Source organism: Legionella sp. PATHC035 (assembly GCF_026191115.1).
Taxonomy (GTDB): domain Bacteria; phylum Pseudomonadota; class Gammaproteobacteria; order Legionellales; family Legionellaceae; genus Legionella.
Window position 1 is genome coordinate 1,617,501 of sequence record NZ_JAPHOT010000001.1, and the last position, 19,996, is coordinate 1,637,496.

Sequence of the window (19,996 nt, forward strand, 5' to 3'; positions counted from 1 at the left end):
AGAAGTAAAGGAAAACATCCCACAGCAGACGAATCATGAAGATAAAGATTGGGCCAATATTATCCCTCATCTGAAACTTACTGGTTTGGCACTCAATGCGGCAGAAAATGCGGAATTAATTGCAAAAGATGGGCGAGAAATCACATTACGTGTGGCCAAAGGACATCAGTCCTTATTTACTCCAACGGTGTTCTCACGCCTTGAAGCAGCTCTAGGTCAATATTACCAGAATCCAATAAAAATTATTTTAAACAGTGATGAATCGGTGCAAGCCTCTCCTGCTCAGCAGAAAGAGCAAGCAGCGCAACAAAAACAGCACCAAGCAGAAGTAGCATTGAACAATGATCCAATGTTCCAGCAACTTCAGCAAGAATTTTCAGCGGAACTGGTCAAAAATTCTATTGTCCCGCTTAAAGATGACTTATAATAGATTGAATTTTTAAACCTAAACATATGAGGCCTTAATAATGGATATGAATCAAAATCTTGGCAACCTGATGAAAGAAGCGCAAAAAATGCAGCAACGTATGCAAGAGGCGCAACAACAACTAAGTCAATTAGTTGTCACTGGTGAAGCAGGTGGTGGGATGGTCGTTATTAAAATGAACGGCCGACATGATGCTACTGAAGTTAAAATCAAACCGACAATGATGGAAGAAGATGTAGAAATGTTGGAAGATCTAGTTGCTGCCGCGATTAACGATGCGGTACGCAAAATTGAAAAAGCGTCTAAAGAAAAAATCAGTCAATTGACCGCTGGTCTAAACATTCCAACTGACTTAATGGGCGGCGATAAGGAATAGTCCTAACGATGGATATGCTAAACCGTCTGGTAGAAGCGTTACGCTGTCTGCCAGGCGTAGGTCCAAAATCAGCACAGCGTATGGTGTTTCATTTACTCCAGCATCAAAGACAGAGAGGGTTACACCTTGCCTCATGTCTAGAGGAAGCGATGAACAACATTCATCATTGTGAACGCTGTGCCAATTATACAGAGCAAAAAGTTTGTACTCTCTGCCAAAATCCAAATCGGGACTCCTCCTTACTTTGTGTCGTAGAAAGCCCAGCTGATGTATCTGCTATAGAACAAAGCAACGCGTTTCAAGGGAAGTACTTCGTTCTCATGGGAAAAATATCCCCACTCGATGGATTAGGCCCAGAAGACATTGGATTACCCCGACTGAAAAACCTTATCATCCAAGAACAAGTTAAAGAAGTGATATTGGCGTTAAGCCCCAGCATAGAAGGACAAACGACCATTCATTTTATTCACCAGCTTTTGCATAATCTGCCAATCAATATTACTCAATTGGCGCATGGCATCCCTTCTGGTGGAGAATTAGAGTTTTTAGATGGTAACACCATAGGAAACGCCCTTCGCAACAGAGCAATAATTCATGTTTAAAACAGTATTTCGCAGTAAATATCTTCTTATCCTCATGCTTCTCATATCAGGGTTAGCAAATGCGTCTTTTTATAAAAATTTATGGCCAACATGGGAAGTAAATAACCCTTTATCAAAAGAAGTAATTTCTCATAAACTGTGGCAGGATTTTCTAAATCGACGTATTGTTACCAATGAAGAAAATATCAATCTGGTTGATTATGCCCACATGACTCAAACAGACTTAAATTTACTTAAAGACTACTTAAAGAGCATGTCTGAAGTAAATATTGATAATTACAACCGGGATGAACAATTGGCGTATTGGATTAATGTTTACAATGCGCTTACGGTGCAAATTATATCTAATTATTATCCAGTTACTTCAATCCAAGAAATAAATATTTCGCCAGGATTATTCAGTATAGGCCCCTGGGGGGCTAATCTAATCACAGTAAAAGACACTTCTTTAACTTTAGATGACATTAATAACCGCATCATCAGAGCGATTTGGAATGATCCTCGCACTCATTATGCCTTGAGTAATGGCACTATTGGCGCACCTAATCTAAGTAGAAAAATCTATCAAGGTAAAATGCTTGAAGAACAACTAAATCAAGCTGCCTCAAATTACATTAACTCACTGAGAGGAGTAAATGTTATTGAAGGAAAACTAATCATCTCTAAATTATACGATTGGTATGAAGAGGATTTTGGTGGAAACAAAAAAGATGTCATTTTTCATTTATTACAATTTGCTAAAGAACCTTTACTGAGCCAACTCAAACACATAAACACCATTGACAGTTACATTTATAATTGGCATTTAAACAGCCCTTCTCATGATCAGGAATAGAGGGCTGTTGCAATACTCACGCCATCTTGAGCACCAAAGTGCTTTCCCCCCCGAACATTAGGCTGCGGAGTAATAATTACTCGTTGTAGTTGTTATCGTTGAAGTTCTATACGCTAAAATCACATTATTTTGGCCAATCCTACCCTTGGCAACTCGCTCTAAAAATCGCAATAAAAATTACTTTAAACTATGAAAAACAAGAGTATACTCGCCTATTTATCATGAGGAGGTGAGAAAAATGAATCTTGGTGGATTTTCATGGAAAAGATTGGTTGGCATCTCGGCCCTTAAAGCTAAAATTTCACGAAAAATTGGTATTCCATTGACTCAATCGGGTAGGGAAAGAAAACTAGGGGCTTTAATCATTAAATTTTTGCGTTCATTCCTTTTAGAAGATAAGAAAAAGAATAATAAGGCGAATTAATCTTCTAGACCGGTGAAGCCCTCTCAAGATTGAAATCATATGATGTAGCCTTTGAACACTGATACACAGTACATGAAGTCATCGAGTATCCGCGTGCATAAAGCCCTCATTTTGCTAAAAGATGTGTGTTGCCAACAGGTTTCAATCAATCAGAACATTCAATAGATTGAAATAATTGTTCAATTACATTGTCTGGAATGACTTTAAGTTGTTGATAAATACTTAGCACTCGAAACACTGCATTGCGATTAGACTCACTGACATCGATGTTTGGATTAGCTAAATCATACCTGTAAGGTGCAGCAAGCAAATTTCTATTTTTTAATTCGATTCGTAATGCTTCCAGAACACAGCTTAAAGCATCAAATACGTTCAGCACCGTAATTCTTTCTTCTGTATTTAGAATGGGTAACCAGTCAAAAGTACTACCTTGTACGAATTTATAGAAAGTATTAAGTAAACAACGCGTATCCTCATTAGCAAAGTAACCGTATAAGTCCAAACATTCTGCAGAAGAACGTTGATGGTACAAAATCACCATTTTTTCTCGAAAAATAACTGAACGTTGTTCGTGTTCGATAACTTCGGATAATAAACTTTGCTGGAGCATCATCACGGCATCGATTAAACGATTTGGATTAAATGAGAATTTATAAGCCCGCATCAGATTATATAACCAATCACCAGCCTCAGGTTTTTCCTGACTCAGACTCACATTTATTCTAAGTTTTTTAACTGCCGCTTGTATTAGTTGTCTGTGCTCTTCATGGATCTCGATGAAGATGCCTTGTGGGGGTTCTTCGTTATGTAAGAAATAATCAACTGCCGGAGTTAAATCATTTTTTAAGGCAACTCGATATAATTGTTGTTGTATTAATTCAATGTAATGATGCAATACCCCTAAACGCATTTGTACTGAAATGAGCTTTTCCGGATGTATTACCTCAGTAAATAATTTGTCCGGATGGAACTTGTAGAAGAAAATGGCATTAACTAAAGCAGCAAACTGTGGATTAGAAAAATAGTCCAATACCACGTGTAGTTGCTCAACACTCCATTGATGAAGTAGAGCAGCCCATGTAACCGGCACCTCATTATTTTTATTCAAAAAATCAACCAATCCTTCCATCCACAAATTAAATTGTCGCTTCGAAAATAATTGATGTACTTCTTGCGACTGAGGATGGATTTGTTTCCGGTCCTGTTCAGCGACAAACCAATTTGAAAATGGAGCACTTTTATGATTCATCCTCTCTCCTTGAGCGATGTCTTGAGTTAATGTATTTTCTTAGCTGGGGAAAATGTGATGCTCTATTCCTCTCAGGAAACATTTTTGACCCGACTAGCAGCCACATAGAAAATCGATAGGCTTTCAGCTACTTTTTCTAGGATAATATCGAAAATAATTGCAAGTCTATATTAATCTTGACAAAATTATGACGAATAGTGCTTACAAAAATCGGGAATAAATTAATGCCGCAACCCAGTTATCTATTATTTATTGATAACGATCCTGTGAGTGAGGATCTCAAAAAATACTTTGCTCAATTTAATATTAATATCGTGCAGCAAAACCAATTAACTCCCATTCAAAACGGGTTAGGGAAAGTTGTTGCTATTTTGATTAGCTGGTCTATTCTAAAAAATAGCCCTCAGGCGATTCATCAATTTTATATAGATTATCCAGTACCTTTATTGATTATCAATGATACCCCAGATGAAGAAGCCTGCATCAAAGTACTCGAAGCCGGGGCAGATGATTTTATTGTAAAGCCACTATTACCAAGAGAACTTCATGCGCGCGTTAGTGCAATTAATCGACGGGTGTTACGCGCACAACAACAATCTGATCATGAAAAAGAGGTTCTTGTTTTTGCCAATTGGCGGCTTTATCCTGCATCCAGGCAAGTGTTTAGTAATGCTAATGAAGAATTGTCATTAAGCGCTGGGGAATATGATTTGCTACTTACTTTTGTGCAACAACCCCAACGCATTTTGGATCGTGAGCTCCTGCTGCAGATCACGAAAAACAGTGATTTAAATCCTTTTGATCGCAGAATTGATGTACAAATAAGCAGGCTTCGCCAAAAGATAGAAGTTGATGCCAAAAAACCCGCCTTAATCAAGACCATTCGCAATGGAGGGTATATGTTCACAGCACAGGTAGTGACCCTAAAACAAAGTGATGAAATATAGCAGCTTAACACATTCACCGAATTACTTTTAAATATATTGTATATATTTTATACTTAATATACACGGATTGTGAGGTGCTGCAATGGAGAGTACAAAAGAACCCATTGATTATAAATCTATTTTTGAGTCTGCTCCTGGACTTTATCTTGTTCTGGATAAAGAGTTTACGATTATTGCTGCCAGCAATAATTATCTGCAAGCCACCATGGTAACTAGAGAACAAATTATTGGGAAAAATATATTTGAAGTGTTTCCCGATAATCCAGAAGACCCTCAGGCAACTGGAGTAAGTAATTTAAACGATTCATTGACTAGAGTGTTAATAAATAAAACTCACGACACCATGGCAATCCAAAAATACGATATTCGTCGCCCTAGCGAACAAGGTGGAGGATATGAAGAACGTTATTGGAGTCCGATAAATCTACCCGTTTTCGATAATCATAAAAAAATTAAATATATTATTCATCGAGTCGAAGACGTCACAGAATACATTCAACTAAAAAAAACGCGCTATGATCAACTAAAAGCAATGGAGGCGTTGCGTACCCGTGCCGGGGAGATGGAGATTGAAATTTATCAACGAGCGCAAGAAATTCAAGTCATTAACAAAAAATTACAAATTGCCAATTACAATTTAGCATCGCTTGATCAACTAAAAACGCAATTTTTTGCGAATATCAGCCATGAATTACGTACCCCACTCATGTTAATTTTGGGCCCTATAGATAGTTTGTTACGAGATAAATCTTTAGCGCCATCACAAGTCAAAAGAATTCAATTAATGAGAGAGAACGCACTTCTTTTATTAAAACATGTCAATGATTTATTAGATATTGCAAAATTTGATTCAGGTAGATTACAAATTAATTATTACAACATTGATTTTGTCCACCTTGTTAAAAGGATTCTCTCTCTATTTGAGGCAGATATTGAAGCAAAAAGGTTACACCTTTCTTATTCTTTCCCCCCCAAATTATGCATTCAAATCGATTATGAAAAGATTGAGCGTGTGATCATCAACTTGCTCTCCAATGCGATAAAATTTAGTCCGTTTCAAGGAACGATTAATCTGAAGCTCGATAAAAAAAATACGTATGCGGAGTTTTCTATTGAAGATAATGGCCCAGGAATTCCCTCAGAGTATAGAGAAGCGATTTTTGAACGTTTCTTTCAAATGGAGGAAAGCATGGGGCATTCAGAAGGCACTGGCTTAGGGTTAGCAATTGTAAAAGATTTTATCGAATTGCATCAGGGCAAAATTAAAGTGCAGCAATCAAAATTAGGTGGTGCGCTTTTTATCATGCAAATCCCGACAAATGCTCCAGCAGATCAATTGGTGCATAGTGAACAACCCATGCACAAAACCATTGAAATCCCTCGCATTGTGAGCCAGAGCAAAATAGTGACCAAGCAGCTCAATAGAGAAAATCATGCCAATCTACCTCTTGTTTTAGTGGTAGAAGATAATTTGACCATGAATGAATTTTTGTGTGAACTGTTAAGCAAAGAATATCGTATCGCCAGTGCGCGTGATGGTCAAGAAGGGTTGGATAAGGCGATTAATTTACATCCTCAAATAATCATTACTGATATCATGATGCCCAATATGAACGGAATAGAAATGGTCCATGCAATAAGACAGTATTCGCCCCTCCTGTCTACCCCTATTATGATTGTCACTGCGAAAGCAGACGAGGAACTTTGTGTGCGCATGCTTCAAGAGGGAGCTCAAGATTATATGATTAAACCCTTCTCTACCGAAGAATTTAAAGCAAGAATTGCCAATTTGATTTTAGTCAAACATGCAGAAGATGAATTAGAGCGTTTTGTTTACTTAGCCGCCCATGATTTAAAATCACCCTTACCGGCAATCGAACATTTAGTTTCTTGGATTGAAGAAGATGTAGGTAATCAATTAACTTCCCAATCCCGAAAATATCTAACCTTCTTAAGAAAGCGTGCTTATCGCATGTCTAATTTATTAGATGGGCTATTAAAATACGCACAAGCCGGAACCATGCACTCAAAAGTTGAAAAAATTAATTTTCCCGAATTAGTCAACTCTGTCGCCCATCAAGTAGAAGCGGCAAATGACTTTAATATTTGTTGTGAGCGCTGTGAATTTACGGTCGAGGCAGAAAAAAAGCTATTACAAGAAGTAATTTATGAACTAATTGACAATGGAGTAAAACACCACCATCTTCAAAAAGGGCACATTCAAGTCGGTGTTGTTGAAAAGAATGATTATTATGAGTTTTTTGTAGCCGATGATGGACCTGGTATCGAGCTCGCATATCAAGATCGAATTTTCCAACTTTTTCAAACCCTGCAACCACGTGATGTATTAGAAAGCTGTGGCGTTGGGCTCAGCATTGCCAAGAAAATTGTTGAAGCTCAAGGGGGGCGGATTGGGGTCAAATCAGATAAAAATCAGGGAGCAATATTTCATTTTACTTGGCCAAAAAAAATAGGAGGTGCAGCGTGACTCATAGAAAGACAATCCCTGTTATCTTAGTGGTTGATGATGATGAAATTGATCGCATCTATGTAGAAAGAGAGCTTGGCAAATTAAATATGCCTCTTACACTGCAAATAGCACGAAATGGGATTGAAGCCTTAGATATCTTGATGAAGGATGATACTGAGACCCCAGTATTGCCTACGATCATTGTTTTAGATTTAATGATGCCTAAAATGAATGGCTTAGAATTTTTGCAATCTTTTCGCACCCATTCAAAATTTAAAAGTATACGAATTTTTGTTCTTACTACTTCAAATAACAACAAAGATAAGATCGCGACTGAAGATTTTAATATTGATGGATATTTTATTAAGGATACACAATTCAACGATTTTCTTAATCAGTGTAAAAATGTATTGGAACAATTAGGAAAATAAATGCCCCTCCTTTGAAAGAGACTATTATTTGCGCTTTTTACTCATTTTAAATACTTTGACACTTTTAATCGTATTATCGCCTACTTTTAATATTTCCATACGATAGTTTTCTATAGCCAGACATGAATCAGGTGGGGGAATATATCCAAGATGTTCTACGATTAAACCACTTAAGGTTTTAGGGCCTATCAGCGGTAAGTGCCATCCCATTAAACGATTTAAATGACGTAATGTAAGACCGGCATCGACAATAACTGAGCCATCACTTTGGGGAGTAATCCCGCGACTTAATGCAGCGACATCGGTGGTAAACTCGCCTACGATCTCTTCAAGTATATCCTCCATAGTGACGAGGCCCTGAATATTTCCATATTCATCGACGACAAAAGAACTCCGTCTTTTCATTTTCCTGAAATTTAAAATCTGAATGTTGAGAGGGGTTGCTTCAGGAATATAGTAGGGTTTATCAGCAGCAGCCAATAGACTATCAAGGTCCAACTCATTCTCAATAGCTAGATTCAGTACATCACGCACGTGAATCATGCCGACCAAATCATCTATCGAATCTCGGTATAAAGGCAAGCGGGTATGCTTTGCTGTTTCTAATTGATAGAGAATTTCCGACCAAGGCTCCTCTATGTCAATGCCAACGATATCTGATTTAGGAATCATAATATCTTCGACTGTTGCTTGTTCCAGATCCAATAGGCTAATTAACATACTTTTGTGCTCCACCGGGAGCAAACCTCCCGCTTCAAGCACCACGGAACGTAATTCTTCGCCCGTCAATGATTCTTTTTGTATTTTATGAATTGAGACTCGAAATAAACGTAAGACACCGTTGGACATAAAGCTGGTTATAAATACCAGCGGGGCAAGAATCAATTGTAAAATTTGCAAGGGTAACGAAGTGGCAAATGCAACTTTCTGGGGATAAATTGCGGCAAATGTTTTGGGTATCATTTCTGCAAATACTAAAATCACCAGGGTCAAAAAGGCGGTGGCTATAGCAATACCCGCATCACCATAAATATGTTGGCCAATCAATGTTGCTATTGTTGAGGCAAGAATATTAGCCAAGGTATTACCGATTAACACCACACTCAATAATCGGTCGGGTCGAGAGAGTATTTGATTCACTCTTGTTGCCTGTTTGTTTTCTTTCTTGACCAAATGCTTTAACTTATAGCGGTTTATCGACATCATACCGATTTCAGTGCCTGAAAAAAAAGCAGCCAAAAAAATTAAAAAAAGCAGTATGATGAACAGTGTAGAAAGATGGTATGTCACCGATTTTCCTTAAGCTTTTATCACCCGAAATAAAGTACCATATGGTTTCAAAGAAAGCGAGATAGAGAAAGCACAAGAGTTATGTAACAACCAGTTGCTCTTTGAACGCGTTAAAAAATTTTTTACTCCAGTGCGGACTGCACTCTATGCTCGACACCTGTGTCAAAAAATTTTTGCACCTATTCCTCAAAATTAGACTCATGATTTTTAGTTCACGATGAGATTGTCATTTCAGGGTAAGTTAGGATCCATCTCTTACTGGACAACAAAGCCAATTCAGAGATGGATTCCTGCCTACGCCGGAATGACACTATCTAGAGATGTTTCGTTAAAAGGATAACAAGTACCTATTTTTTCTCTTTATCATCAAAACGCGCCACACTAGCCATAATTTCTTCGTAAGCGGCTTCAGGACCAACCCAACCATTTAGCTTAACCCATTTTCCCTCTTCTAAGTCCTTATAATGGCTGAAAAAGTGCTCTAGGGAGTTTAATAAATGTTGTGGAATGTCCTCATGGGTTTTGACTGCTTCATAAATTTTAGTAAGTTTGTTGGTAGGAACAGCTAAAATTTTAGCGTCCACACCCGACTCATCAGTCATTTTTAACATTCCAACAGGTCGACATGGAATTACTGAGCCACCAACTAGAGGCACTGGAGTGACAACGAGTACATCAACAGGATCTCCATCTTCCGATAAAGTATTAGGGACATAGCCATAATTGACTGGATAGAACATTGGTGTTGATAAAAAGCGGTCAACAAATAACACCCCAGACTCTTTGTTCACTTCATATTTTACAGGTTCACTGTGCATAGGGATTTCAATAATTACATTAATTTCTTTTGGCAAATCACGACCACTGCTAATCTTCATTAAACTCATTTATTCATCTCCCCTCTCGTCGAAGTAAAAATAACTCAGCGTTCATTTAGCTTGAAATAAAAGCATAAAAAAAGTCTTATCAGCTCACTCACTATAAAAGCAAATCTTGTCATACAAAGCGATTTTCATTTTAAAAATGATCATTGCCCCAATCTAGAATGACGCTATAAAGCGGCTATTATGCGAAAAAACACACTAAAAGGCAAAGAGAAGCTGTCGCATTATAAGTAATGCAATGTATAATAGCTCTTTTGATTCAAATGAGATTGCCTATGAATTGCTTGTTTTGCAAAATTGCACAAGGTGCAATCCCTGCATCAGTAGTTTTTGAAGATGATGAGATAATGGCTTTTCACGATCTCAACCCGCAAGCTCCTAAACATCTGCTGATTATTCCAAAGCAACATATTGCTACACTGAATGAAGCCAGCGATGCGAACCAGGCCCTGTTGGGAAAAATGATTTTAGGGGCAAAAAAAATTGCTCAAACTGAAGGAATAAGTGACGCAGGATATCGATTAGTTTTCAATATTAATCCCGACGGTGGCCAAACAGTATATCATATTCATTTACATTTACTGGGCGGACGTCAGATGACTTGGCCCCCAGGCTAGGAAATAACTATGGAAAAACTATATAAAGAACTGCTAACACAGATAGGTGAAGACATAACTCGTCAAGGATTGGTTGACACGCCTGCACGTGCAGCCAATGCCATCCGTTATTTGACTAAAGGCTATAACGAAAATTTAGATGACATCATCAATGAGGCACTTTTTGATTCGGACATGAACGAAATGGTAATCGTGAAGGATATAGAAATGTATTCAATGTGCGAACACCATTTACTCCCATTCCTTGGGAAATGTCATGTAGGATACATTCCTAATGGAAAAGTAATCGGGTTATCAAAAATGGCACGTATCGTTGATTACTACGCTCGACGCTTGCAAATTCAGGAGCGTTTAACCACGGAAATAGCAAAATGCCTGGAATCCATTACTGGTGCACGTGGTGTGGCTGTTGTGATTGAAGCAAAGCATCTATGCATGATGATGCGGGGGGTTGAAAAGCAAAACTCCGTAATGACCACTTCAGTTATGCTAGGTGAAATGCGTACTAACCCAACAAGTCGTGCTGAATTCTTAACTTTGACCCAAGGCAAGTAATCCTGCTTTAATTTCATCTCGATCATTATTCCAGCGGTAAGCATTCACGGAAGATGCTCTACCCTGAAGATAGGATGTGATCATGATGATAAAATATGCTGCTATAAGCATGAGCGCGTGAGTCGAAAACGTCTCAAAATAATCTGAACTGTCTAAGTAGTGGATTTAAATATTGGCCTGCGATTGGATTTGATGCGGCATATCTCTTAACAGCACCATACGCTCTTCTATGAAACTAAGCTCTCCAACACCAACAGGTCAGAGAGCTTATCAAGCAAGGTTTACTCTTCTTCGCCTACACGATCACTTACACTGGGCGCGTCTTGATGAACTTCCTCAAGAGGCTCCGCTGCAGCGGGTGTAACTGGAGCGTCAGTTGCGCCTTCTGCTTGGGGCTTATCTTTCCACTCCAGCTTCACACGACCTTGTTTATCGATGCCAGCAACAAAGACCTCTATCTCTTGGCCTTCATGCAATACAGATTCAACTTTTTGAGATCGATCACTGCAGATCTGAGAAATATGGAGTAAACCGTCCTTTCCAGGTAAAAGATTAATAAAAGCACCAAAATCAACAATCTTACTTACCTTGCCCTGATAAGTTTGACCAACCTCAATTTCGGCAATTAATGCTTTAATTTGCTTTTGTGCTTCTTCCAATGCATTCATGTCTGGAGAAAACAATTGAACTACACCTGTATCATCGATATCTATAGAAACACCTGTGCTATCAATCAATCCTTTAATCGTTGCTCCGCCTTTACCAATAATAGTTCGAATCTTGTCTTCAGCAACTTTCATGGTAGTAATTCGAGGTGCATGTTGAGACAATTCGTCTCTATGCTCAGATAATGCATTATTCATGACACCTAGAATGTGCAGGCGGCCGGCTAAAGCTTGATCCAGGGCTTGCTCCATAATTTCACTGGTTATCCCGTGGATTTTAATGTCCATTTGTAATGCGGTAATTCCCTGTTCTGTTCCAGCAACTTTGAAATCCATATCACCTAAATGGTCTTCATCACCTAATATATCCGTTAATACAGCGTACCGGTCACCCTCTTTAATCAAACCCATTGCTACCCCAGCAACAGGGGCTTTCAATGGAACGCCTGCATCCATCAATGCAAGGCTGGTACCACACACTGTAGCCATTGAGCTGGAACCGTTAGATTCAGTGATTTCAGAGACCACTCTTAATACATAAGGAAATTCGTTTGCCTCTGGTAATACCGCCATAATCGCACGTTTGGCCAGGCGACCATGTCCAATTTCTCTACGTTTGGGGCTGCCAACCATACCCGTCTCACCTACGGAATAGGGAGGGAAATTGTAATGCAGCATAAAGCGATCTTTTGTCTCTCCGATAATATTATCGAGCATTTGTGCATCACGTTCATTTCCTAAAGTCGCAACAACAATCGCTTGTGTTTCACCGCGAGTAAATAAAACAGAGCCATGTGTTCTTTCCAGAAGTTTTGTACGAATCGCAATAGGACGAACTGTCTTATGATCACGTCCATCAATTCGTGGCTCACCATCAAGGATTCGATTGCGCACAGTCGCACGTTCGATTTCAACAAACATAGAACCAATAACATCTGCCTTTAACTCATCATTTTCAGCTTGCAAGGCTGCGATTGTTTGCTCTTTTAATTCACCCAAACGTTGGTAGCGCTCTTGTTTGTCTCTAATCAAGTATGCTGCCTCAACCTCATGCTTAACCATATCAGCAACTCGTTGTTGCAAATGACTATCCACTTCTGGAGGGGTCCATTCCCAACGAGGCTTACCACCTTGCGCTGCGAGTTCTTCGATTGCCTTGATGACATTTTTCATCATTTCATGACCGAACATAATCGCGCCACGCATAATGTCTTCGCTTAATTCTTTTGCTTCTGACTCTACCATCAAAATAGCATCTTTAGTTCCGGCAACAACTAGATCCAGTCTTGATTGCTCTAAGTCTTTGCGGCTCGGATTAAGCAGGTAAATACCATCCTTATAACCAACCCGTGCAGCGCCAATTGGCCCGTTAAAAGGGACGCCAGAGAGGGCTAACGCTGCAGAAGAGGCAACCATTGCCAGAATATCTGCGGAAACTTCAGGATTTAAAGAAAGAACTGTCGCGATAACTTGGACTTCGTTACAAAAACCATCTGGAAATAAAGGTCGAATGGGGCGATCGATCAAGCGTGAAATCAATGTTTCATTATCAGATGGTCTACCTTCACGTTTGTTAAATCCGCCGGGGATTTTACCCACTGCATAAAATTTTTCTTGATAGTTTACAGTCAGAGGGAAAAAATCATTTCCTTCGGCACCTTCTTTTTTTCCAACTACCGTAGCTAATACTTGGGTGCCATTCATACTGGCTAATACTGCTCCATCAGCTTGTCGCGCAATTTCACCAGTTTCCAATATAAGAGTGTGGTCACCAAATGCAATTTCTTTTGTAAACTTAGCCACGTAATCTTCCTCATTAAGTAATTATAACGAAAAAAAGGCGCAGAAAATTGCGCCTTTATTTAAAGTATTTTTTATAAAGTACATTTCTAAAGAAATGTGTTTGCTCATCAATCAATAAGAATCTCTCAGTTCCAGACTTTGGATTAATGTTTGATAGCGAGCTTCATCGTTGCGCTTTAAATATTTTAACAACTTGCGACGCTTATTAACCAGTTCTTGTAGTCCACGACGAGAATGGAAATCTTTTTTGTGCTCTTTAAAATGGTCAGTTAAATATTTAATGCGGCTTGTAATGATAGAAACCTGAACTTCAGGCGAACCAGTATCTTTATCGGAACGCTTGTATTCTTTAACGATTGCTGCTTTATCCGCGCTGCTTAGCGACATTATACACTCCCGGAACTACTAAGTATTCATTTAAAGGCGAACATTCTACCAAGGCATGTCCAACGAAACAAGTACTGAAAATTATTTTTGTGCAAAAAATTTCATATTTCGCTGTGATTGTTTCTTTGATCACATGATAACCGCTAAAAAGAAAGCAATCGTTTCGCTTTAATATCACCTTGTGTAGTGCGTTCACCTAACCCAATAAATTGCGCACTCTCATTATAAAGACGTACACAATCAGCTACTCCAACATCAATTTTATTTATTACTGTTCTGCCTTGACGGATAGTAATTACCTCGTCATCCAAAAGAGTGACTTGCTCTAAATGATTCACTGCTCTATCCATAGGAATTAAGCAATCCATTCTTTCGGACACAGACATTGCCTCTAATGCATCAAGCGAATACATGGGCATATTATCTAAACCTGATGTATAAACTCGATGCAAGCGAGTCACATGAGCTCCTACACCTAAAACGTCACCTATATCCTCAACTAAGTTACGAATATAAGTTCCTTTACTACAAGTCACTGTTAAGGAGAAATGAATTCCATCAAAAGCAGTAAGCTGTAAATTACTAATCAGGATCTCTCGTGCTTTCCTCTCAATATTAATCCCTTCTCGAGCCAACCGATAAAGAGGCGTCCCGTTGTGTTTTAAAGCGGAAAACATCGAAGGAACCTGCTTTATATGTCCAGTATGTTGCTCCAATACTTCCAATAATTGCCCTTCAGAAATAGTAAATCCATCCACACGCGCAGTGACTTCTCCTGTAGCATCAGCAGTATTCGTTTTAATACCCAGCAGACCCGTAGTTTCGTAGCATTTATCTGCATCAAGTAAAAACTGACATACTTTCGTCGCTTCACCGAAGCAAAGTGGTAACATACCAGTAGCTAATGGATCTAAACTTCCCGTATGTCCCGCTTTTTGTGCCCCTAGCAGCCTTTTTGCTTTCTGTAAGGCTGTATTAGAGGACATTCCTTCCGGTTTGTTCAGCAATAAAATTCCATCTATTGCTAACGATTTATTCGCTTTCATTATCTTCTGAAGTTGGAGGATTTGCTTCATCAATGAGTCGACTTAAACGTTGCCCGTACTCTATTGATTCATCATATACAAAATGCAATTGTGGGACTGTGCGTAATGTAATACTTCGTGCTAAAGCGCTACGCAAATAACTGGCAGCAGCATTTAAAATTGCTGTAACCGTTTTTTTATCATCATTAAGCACGGTAAAATATACTTTGGCATGCCCTAAATCAGCAGCCACTTTGACTGCCGATATAGTCACAAATCCGGTTAAGCGCGGATCTTTTACTTCCATAGGTATTATCTGAGCTAGCTTACGCTGAATCATCTCAGCGACACGATCTGTACGTTTAAAATTATGACCCATCTTTATAAATCACGCTTAATTTCTACTGTTTCATAGACTTCTATTAGATCGCCTGGTTTTACATCATTGTAATTTTTGACGCCAATACCACATTCGAATCCTTGACGGACTTCAACCACATCATCTTTAAATCTTCTCAAAGATTCCAAAGTGCCCTCATAGATGACCACGTTAGCACGTAGTACACGAATAGGATTGTTGCGCTTAATAACGCCCTCAACGACCATACAACCTGCAATTGCACCAATTTTTGGTGATTTAAACACATCACGAACTTCGGCAATACCAATAATTTCTTCTTTAAATTGTGGCGCAAGCATGCCTGTTAACGCACCCTTGATTTGATCAACGATATCGTAAATAACGCTATAATAATGTAGAGATACTGATTCATGCTCAGCCAATTTCTTCGCGCTGCTATCGGCTCTGACATTAAAACCAACCAGAATCGCATTAGAGGCTATAGCCAAATGCACATCCGATTCAGTGATACCACCTACACCACTTGAAATAACTTCAACTTTTACTTCATCAGTAGATAATTTCACTAAAGCATCTGAAATTGCTTCCAGGGAACCTTGAACATCCGCTTTGAGAACTACATTTAGAACCTTAGATTCTCCGGCAGCCATATTTTCCATGATGCCTTCAATTGTTGATTTTTGGCGTCTGGCAAGTTTTACATCACGGAATTTACCTTGGCGGAATAAAGCCACTTCTCTTGCTTTTTTCTCGTCGGGAACAACAACCGCTTCATCTCCCGCATGAGGAATTGCTGATAAACCAAGAACTTCCACTGGAATTGATGGACCTGCATCATCAACCATATCGCCATTATCACCGACGAGAGCCCGGACTCGACCATACTGAAAACCAGCAAGCAAAATATCCCCTTTGTGTAAGGTTCCACTTTGTACCAGCACTGTTGCTACGGGTCCTCTACCTTTATCCAAGCGTGATTCAATCACTACGCCTTTAGCGGCTCCATCAGTAACCGCAGTCAGCTCTAAAACTTCAGATTGCAATAATATTGCATCAAGTAACTCATCAATACCCATACCTGATTTGGCTGAGATATTGATAAACATCGTATCACCACCCCATGCCTCTGGTATTACTTCATGCACAGATAATTCATTCATGACACGGTCAGGATCAGCATCTGGTTTATCCATTTTATTGATGGCAACGATGATGGGTACCTTGGCCGCTTTCGCATGTTGAATCGCTTCTATTGTCTGTGGCTTAACGCCATCATCGGCAGCTACGATCAATATAACGATATCGGTAACCTTTGCTCCTCGAGCCCTCATTGCTGTAAAGGCAGCATGACCTGGGGTATCTAAGAAAGTAATATCCCCTTTAGGTGTGCTCACATGGTACGCACCAATATGTTGGGTAATACCACCTGCTTCACCAATGGCAACTTTAGTTCGACGAATATAATCCAGTAAAGACGTTTTACCATGATCCACATGGCCCATAATGGTAACTACTGGAGCTCTGGATTCAGTACGACTACCCTTAGTAATCGACTCTCCTAGACCGACCTCAATTGCATCCTCTTTAATTACATGAGCCTTATGTCCCATCTCTTCAACAACAATCACTGCTGTTTCTTGATCAATAACCTGGTTTATGGTTGCCATTGCCCCAAGAGACATCATGATCTTAATGACTTCAGCAGCCTTTACAGACATTCTTTTTGCCAGTTCAGCTACAGTAATGGTTTCTGGGATTAAAACTTCTCTTACTAAAGGTGCTGTAGGCAATGCAAAGCCATGCGTCAATGACTCTTCGGCCTCTCTGAGTTTATCAGATTTCTCGATGCCTTTACGCTTTTTAAATTTACTACGTCCGCCGCGTCTATGACCCTCTTGCTCTTCATCATCACGTTCATAAGCTGCTTGATATTTTGGTTTTTTCTTAACTTTTCTAAAGTCTGATGCATCGGACTCGGGACCTTGATCAACATGCTTCTTCTTAGATGGCTTTTCTAATCGATGCTCTTCTTTGACTGCTATTGCTTCAATTGTTTCAGGAACAGTTGTGTCTTCAACAGATTCTGTAGCCAAAGTTTCCAAGAGTTCTTCTGTATTTTCTTCCTGTGGTTTTTGTTCTGACTCATGTTCTTCCTGCATCTGTACAGGAGTATCCGTAGCTTCAACAGCTTGTTCAACTGCCTCAGCAGGAGTTTCAGATAAAACCTCTGGCGCAGCTTCAACTGGAAGCTGTTCAGCAGCCATTTGATTTTCTTCAGGCAAAACGTCGGGTTCTTCAACCTCATGCTGCTCTACGATTGGAGCTCGCTTTACAAATACTTTTTTCTTACGAACTTCAACATTTACAGTTTTTCCACTATGAGCATCATGGCCAACCGTGACTTGTGATAAACTTTTTCGTCGTAAAGTAATTCGTTCAGGTGAAGCATTCACGTCACGCAGCGAGGCCCTCTTCAAATGATTGAGTAGGATTCGCTTTTGCTCCTCATTCACAGTCTGTTGGTCATCAGTAAAAGATAACCCTGCTTCCTGTAACTGGTTCAATAAGCGTTCAACCGGAATACCAACGACTTGAGCTAATTGTTTAACCGTCACATCCGCCATATTTTGATCCCCTTTCAGCAGTTCTATTCATCTTCAAGGACAGAGCTGCATATTTGCACTACATTAATTTATAATAAATCCATAGTCTCATAAAAACCATGGTTCTCTGGCCTTCATAATTAAAGCTCCGGCCTTTTCTTCTGTTATCCCATCAATTTCTAACAACTCATCTACAGATTGCTCTGCTAAATCTTCCATAGAGGTAATTCCCTTGGCAGCTAATTTATTAGCTAGCTCTTCAGTCATGCCTTCCATTGAGAGTAGTGATTCGTCAGGTGAACCAGATAGCTCTTTACCCGATGAAAGAGCCATAGTGAGTAATTTATCGTTTGCTCGATTTCTTAGTTCTTCAACAATTTCTTCATCGAATTCATCGATTGCAAGCAACTCTTCCTTGGGAACATAAGCGATTTCCTCAAGCGAGGAAAAGCCATGCGCTACCAATAATGTAGCAATTTCTTCATCAATTTCCAGTGCCGTCGTAAACAACTTCACTATTTTACTCGACTCTTCTAAATTCTTATTTTCAAATTCGTCCGTAGTCATTACATTCAGAGTCCATCCTGTTAATTGGCTCGCCAATCGAACGTTTTGACCATTACGACCAATAGCCTGAGATAACTGATCTTTCTCTACAGCTAAATCCATTGTATGTGTGTCTTCATCAACTACAATTGAAGAAATCTCTGCTGGAGCCATCGCATTAATGACCAATTGAGCAGGATTGTCATCCCATAAAATAATGTCTACACGCTCACCACCGAGTTCACTCGAAACCGCTTGAACGCGTGCTCCACGCATACCAACACAAGCGCCTACAGGGTCAATCCGTCCGTCGTTAGTTTTTACTGCAATTTTAGCTCGATTTCCTGGATCACGTGCAGCCGCTTTAACCTCAATAACGTTCTCACCAATTTCGGGTACTTCAATTCGGAAGAGCTCGATAAGCATTTCATTACGAGTACGGCTTACAAACAACTGCGGGCCACGCGCTTGTGGAGTTATCTCATATAAATAAGCTCGAACTCTATCATTCGGACGGAACATTTCATGAGGAAGCATCTCCGTACGTGGTAAAAAGGCTTCTGCTTTACCGCCTAAGTCGATGATAATATTATCCCGTGTTACTTTCTTAACAGTACCATAAATCAACTGACCTAGTTTGCTTCTAAATTGGTCAATGACGAGCTCACGTTCAGCTTCTCTAACCTTTTGCATGATCACTTGGCGTGCTGCCTGAGCTTCAATTCTGCCAAATTCAATCGAAGGGATCGATTCTTCGATGCGGTCGCCAATTTTTGCCGCTGGATTACGTTCTTTTGCTTGTTCGAGAGTTAATTGGCGATCTGCGTGTTCCAACTCATCATCATTCACTACATCCCAATATCGAAACGTTTCATAGTCACCAGTTCGGGGATCCAGTTTAATTCGTACGCCTATATCTAAACCAAAGATCTTGCGAGTTGCAGACTCCAATGCGGCCTGAATGGCAAGTATAATTACATCTTTACTTACACCTCTTTCGTTTGATAACGCCTCTGCAACTAGTAACAATTCTTTGCTCATTGTTCGCCTCTCTATACTGTCAAACTTGCTTTCACAATATTTGAAAAAAGTAATTCTTGATCTTCGCTATTTACATTAAGTACCAAAGAACGCTCAGATACTGAGACAATAGTACCTGTAAATTTACGCTTACCATCAACTGGTTTAAAAGTTTTTACTTGTATTTCATTCCCTATGTAACGTTGATATTGCCAACTTTTAAATAGAGGTCTTGGAATGCCAGGTGATGATACTTCCAAGCTGTAATTCCCGGGAATTGGATCTTCAACATCAAGCAAAGCACTAACTTGATGACTCACCGCTTCACAGTCATCAATTCCTATTCCATCCGCCTTATCAATGTATATACGCAATAAAGAATGTCTACCTTGCGAAAGATATTCACATCCCCAAAGTTCATAGCCCATATCATTGATTGCCGGCTCTAATATGTGTTCCAATTCATCTTGTATCATAGT

At 39.4% G+C, this 19,996-nt stretch carries 20 protein-coding genes (1 of these 20 running past the window's edge); 10 read left to right on the top strand and 10 right to left on the bottom strand.

What is annotated here, in order from left to right; genetic code table 11:
- The 5 genes from dnaX to OQJ13_RS07190 all read left to right on the top strand — a co-directional run.
- Positions 1–427, top strand: the end of a protein-coding gene (dnaX, locus tag OQJ13_RS07170; RefSeq protein ID WP_265710184.1) for a DNA polymerase III subunit gamma/tau. Its footprint begins 1,226 nt before the window's first position; 427 of the gene's 1,653 nt are visible here — the last part of the coding sequence; the start codon falls outside the window, past its left edge; it ends in the stop codon at positions 425–427.
- A gap of 40 nt (positions 428–467) precedes the next feature.
- Positions 468–803 (top strand): YbaB/EbfC family nucleoid-associated protein, encoded by a 336-nt coding sequence (locus OQJ13_RS07175; protein ID WP_028381768.1) that lies wholly within the window; start codon positions 468–470, stop codon positions 801–803.
- 8 nt (positions 804–811) lie between these two features.
- A complete protein-coding gene (gene recR / locus OQJ13_RS07180) occupies positions 812–1,405 on the top strand; it encodes a recombination mediator RecR (protein ID WP_265710185.1) in 594 nt (197 codons plus the stop codon).
- A complete protein-coding gene (locus OQJ13_RS07185; protein WP_265710186.1) occupies positions 1,398–2,240 on the top strand; it encodes a DUF547 domain-containing protein in 843 nt (280 codons plus the stop codon). The genes recR and OQJ13_RS07185 overlap by 8 nt, the downstream gene beginning before the upstream one ends.
- A 238-nt stretch (positions 2,241–2,478) precedes the next feature.
- Entirely contained in the window at positions 2,479–2,664 is a 186-nt protein-coding gene (locus OQJ13_RS07190) for a hypothetical protein (protein ID WP_265710187.1), read from the top strand.
- Between the two features lie 145 nt (positions 2,665–2,809).
- Here OQJ13_RS07190 and OQJ13_RS07195 read toward each other — a convergent pair whose 3' ends face one another.
- A complete protein-coding gene (locus OQJ13_RS07195; protein WP_265710188.1) occupies positions 2,810–3,913 on the bottom strand; it encodes a hypothetical protein in 1,104 nt (367 codons plus the stop codon).
- A gap of 224 nt (positions 3,914–4,137) precedes the next feature.
- Here OQJ13_RS07195 and OQJ13_RS07200 point away from each other — a divergent pair, with 224 nt between their 5' ends.
- The 3 genes from OQJ13_RS07200 to OQJ13_RS07210 all read left to right on the top strand — a co-directional run bounded on the left by OQJ13_RS07200 (position 4,138) and on the right by OQJ13_RS07210 (position 7,761).
- Entirely contained in the window at positions 4,138–4,860 is a 723-nt protein-coding gene (locus tag OQJ13_RS07200) for a winged helix-turn-helix domain-containing protein (RefSeq protein ID WP_265710189.1), read from the top strand.
- Positions 4,861–4,942: 82 nt separating this feature from the next.
- Entirely contained in the window at positions 4,943–7,348 is a 2,406-nt protein-coding gene (locus OQJ13_RS07205; RefSeq protein WP_265710190.1) for an ATP-binding protein, read from the top strand.
- On the top strand, positions 7,345–7,761 hold the full coding sequence (locus OQJ13_RS07210) for a response regulator (protein ID WP_265710191.1): 417 nt from the start codon (positions 7,345–7,347) through the stop codon (positions 7,759–7,761). Before OQJ13_RS07205 ends, OQJ13_RS07210 begins: the two co-directional genes overlap by 4 nt.
- Before the next feature lie 24 nt (positions 7,762–7,785).
- Here OQJ13_RS07210 and OQJ13_RS07215 read toward each other — a convergent pair whose 3' ends face one another.
- On the bottom strand, positions 7,786–9,051 hold the full coding sequence (locus OQJ13_RS07215) for an HlyC/CorC family transporter (protein WP_265710192.1): 1,266 nt from the start codon (positions 9,049–9,051) through the stop codon (positions 7,786–7,788).
- Between the two features lie 347 nt (positions 9,052–9,398).
- On the bottom strand, positions 9,399–9,938 hold the full coding sequence (gene ppa / locus OQJ13_RS07220) for an inorganic diphosphatase (protein WP_265710193.1): 540 nt from the start codon (positions 9,936–9,938) through the stop codon (positions 9,399–9,401).
- A 272-nt stretch (positions 9,939–10,210) separates the two neighbouring features.
- Here ppa and OQJ13_RS07225 point away from each other — a divergent pair, with 272 nt between their 5' ends.
- Both OQJ13_RS07225 and folE read left to right on the top strand, forming a co-directional pair.
- Positions 10,211–10,552 (top strand): histidine triad nucleotide-binding protein, encoded by a 342-nt coding sequence (locus OQJ13_RS07225; protein WP_265710194.1) that lies wholly within the window; start codon positions 10,211–10,213, stop codon positions 10,550–10,552.
- Between the two features lie 9 nt (positions 10,553–10,561).
- Complete coding sequence (gene folE, locus OQJ13_RS07230; protein ID WP_265710195.1) at positions 10,562–11,107, top strand: GTP cyclohydrolase I FolE; 546 nt, start codon at positions 10,562–10,564, stop codon at positions 11,105–11,107.
- A 281-nt stretch (positions 11,108–11,388) separates the two neighbouring features.
- On the opposite strand, the gene pnp is transcribed toward folE, so the two are convergent.
- The 7 genes from pnp to rimP form a co-directional block, all read right to left on the bottom strand.
- On the bottom strand, positions 11,389–13,575 hold the full coding sequence (pnp, locus tag OQJ13_RS07235; protein WP_265710197.1) for a polyribonucleotide nucleotidyltransferase: 2,187 nt from the start codon (positions 13,573–13,575) through the stop codon (positions 11,389–11,391).
- Positions 13,576–13,686: 111 nt separating this feature from the next.
- Positions 13,687–13,962 (bottom strand): 30S ribosomal protein S15, encoded by a 276-nt coding sequence (gene rpsO, locus OQJ13_RS07240; RefSeq protein WP_028381756.1) that lies wholly within the window; start codon positions 13,960–13,962, stop codon positions 13,687–13,689.
- 143 nt (positions 13,963–14,105) lie between these two features.
- Positions 14,106–15,008: a tRNA pseudouridine(55) synthase TruB gene (truB, locus tag OQJ13_RS07245; protein ID WP_265710198.1), complete on the bottom strand. Its 903-nt coding sequence runs from the start codon at positions 15,006–15,008 to the stop codon at positions 14,106–14,108.
- A complete protein-coding gene (rbfA, locus tag OQJ13_RS07250; protein WP_265710199.1) occupies positions 14,995–15,366 on the bottom strand; it encodes a 30S ribosome-binding factor RbfA in 372 nt (123 codons plus the stop codon). The genes truB and rbfA overlap by 14 nt, the downstream gene beginning before the upstream one ends.
- A gap of 2 nt (positions 15,367–15,368) precedes the next feature.
- Positions 15,369–17,972 (bottom strand): translation initiation factor IF-2, encoded by a 2,604-nt coding sequence (infB, locus tag OQJ13_RS07255; RefSeq protein WP_265710202.1) that lies wholly within the window; start codon positions 17,970–17,972, stop codon positions 15,369–15,371.
- 87 nt (positions 17,973–18,059) lie between these two features.
- Positions 18,060–19,538 carry a transcription termination factor NusA gene (gene nusA, locus OQJ13_RS07260; protein ID WP_265710203.1) on the bottom strand — a complete coding sequence of 493 codons (1,479 nt, stop codon included), beginning with the start codon at positions 19,536–19,538 and terminating at the stop codon, positions 18,060–18,062.
- An 11-nt stretch (positions 19,539–19,549) separates the two neighbouring features.
- Positions 19,550–19,993 carry a ribosome maturation factor RimP gene (rimP, locus tag OQJ13_RS07265; RefSeq protein WP_265710204.1) on the bottom strand — a complete coding sequence of 148 codons (444 nt, stop codon included), beginning with the start codon at positions 19,991–19,993 and terminating at the stop codon, positions 19,550–19,552.
- Positions 19,994–19,996 lie beyond the last annotated feature (3 nt).